The sequence below is a fragment of the Bradyrhizobium guangdongense genome (assembly GCF_006483445.1).
GTDB classification, from domain to species: domain Bacteria; phylum Pseudomonadota; class Alphaproteobacteria; order Rhizobiales; family Xanthobacteraceae; genus Bradyrhizobium; species Bradyrhizobium guangdongense_A.
This window is the reverse complement of sequence record NZ_PPPT01000172.1, coordinates 1-1,537: the sequence shown is the minus strand read 5'-3', so window position 1 is coordinate 1,537 and position 1,537 is coordinate 1. Positions and strand designations below refer to the sequence as shown.

Here is a 1,537-nt window from a genome sequence, read left to right as displayed (position 1 = left end):
TTCTTGGCGCTGCGGGAAAGGTCGTGGATGGGCGGGACAAGCCCGGCCATGACGGTGTGGAAACGTCTACGCGTGCGTGCTCTCCGGGAGTGCAGTTGCTCCGCCCGCAAGCGGGAGAGGGAGCGCACCGCTTCGCGGTTCGCACCGAAACCTAATCTCTTCAAACCCTAAATCGCCGGCAACCCAAATTTCCGCCGCGCCATCGCGCACTCCGCGTCGCCCGGCATGCAGGTGCGGCACACCTCCGGCCGCACCGTATAGATCCCGCACGACGTCTGTTCCCCGATCTTGCCTCGCAGCGCCGAGCAGCGGTCGCCGTCGCAGCGCATGCCGGACTGCCGGTCGTTGACGAAGGCTGCCGGAATCTTGTCGAGCTCCTCGTCGCTTTCGATCGAGAAGCGCGGCCAGTTCGCGGAATAGCCGCAGCAGGCGCCGCAGCTTTGGCAGAGGTTTGACAGATCGATCGCGGCCGTTTCGTCCATGAAGCTCAATTGTCCTTGGGTGGACCCCAGACCAGGCTCTGCCGCCACTTTGCGCGCAGCACGTCGCGCCGCTCTGGATATCTCTCTTCGAGGTAGGTGGCGTCGATGACGCGGTCGGTGCGAAAGCTGCGAAAATCGCTGCGCAGCTCGCACCAGGCAGCCAGCAGGCGCACGGCTTCGAGATAGCCGACTGCAATTGGCCAGATCGTGCGCTGGCTGTCGCGGCCCTGCTCGTCGCGATAGCGCAGCGTGATCTTCTTGCCCTCGTGGATCTGCGTGCGCGTGCGCACCATGTCCATGCGATCCGGTTCGCGATTCCAGCTCGGCCGCGCGCGGCTCGCCGGCTCCAGCACGAAGGGACGCAGGCGCTCAGGGACAGTGTCGGCGATCTTGGCCATCAGATCTTCGGCGGCGCGGGCCAGCGCGGTGTCGGCATGGCCCGCGACCCATTGTGCGCCCAGCACCGCCGCCTCGATCTCGTCGGGCGTCAGCATCAAGGGCGGCAGGTCAAATCCCTTTTCCAGGATGTAGCCCATGCCGGCTTCGCCGCGGATCGGCACGCGCTGGCCGATCAGCGTTGCGATATCGCGGTACACGGTGCGCTTCGATGTTTCGAGCTCGGCCGCGATCGCATCCGCGGTCAATGGTTTGCGGCTGCGACGCAGCACCTGGATGATTTGAAACAGCCGGTCGGCGCGTCTCATGACTTTTCTCTTTTTTGCGAGCCGCTCAAAAACCGTCGCGCTGCTGCTGACAGGATGTTGGCAGCAGGGGGGTTCTATACCGGGACAACGCTTCGACTGAAGAGGAATTGTCCATGTTCACTCCGATCCATCTCGGCATCGCCGGCCCATTGGGGCGGGCGCATCTGTGGGCGCTGGGGCGCCTTGTCTCGTTCGATCTCACGGTCCCTGACCTCCGGGTCGCACTGATTGCGCTGGTGACGCGCGCCTTGACCCAGGCGTCGAACGCGCTGGTCCGGCACGTCATGGGGCGCGCCTGGAAGGGCGCCCGCTCCGCAAACGATATCACGGCTGCTGCCACCATGGTGGCAG

Annotated in this window: 3 protein-coding genes; 1 reads left to right on the top strand and 2 read right to left on the bottom strand. The window is 65.1% G+C overall.

Translation table 11 applies throughout. The features are described from left to right. Window positions 1–167 precede the first annotated feature (167 nt). Both C2U70_RS24230 and C2U70_RS24225 read right to left on the bottom strand, forming a co-directional pair. Window positions 168–482 carry a YkgJ family cysteine cluster protein gene (locus tag C2U70_RS24230; protein WP_186294439.1) on the bottom strand — a complete coding sequence of 105 codons (315 nt, stop codon included), beginning with the start codon at window positions 480–482 and terminating at the stop codon, window positions 168–170. Window positions 483–487: 5 nt separating this feature from the next. Next, window positions 488–1,186 carry a helix-turn-helix transcriptional regulator gene (locus C2U70_RS24225; protein WP_140981145.1) on the bottom strand — a complete coding sequence of 233 codons (699 nt, stop codon included), beginning with the start codon at window positions 1,184–1,186 and terminating at the stop codon, window positions 488–490. 113 nt (window positions 1,187–1,299) lie between these two features. Between C2U70_RS24225 and C2U70_RS24220 the strand changes: the two genes are divergently transcribed. Then, window positions 1,300–1,537 (top strand): hypothetical protein (locus C2U70_RS24220; RefSeq protein ID WP_140981143.1); only part of this gene is annotated, 238 nt, incomplete at its 3' end.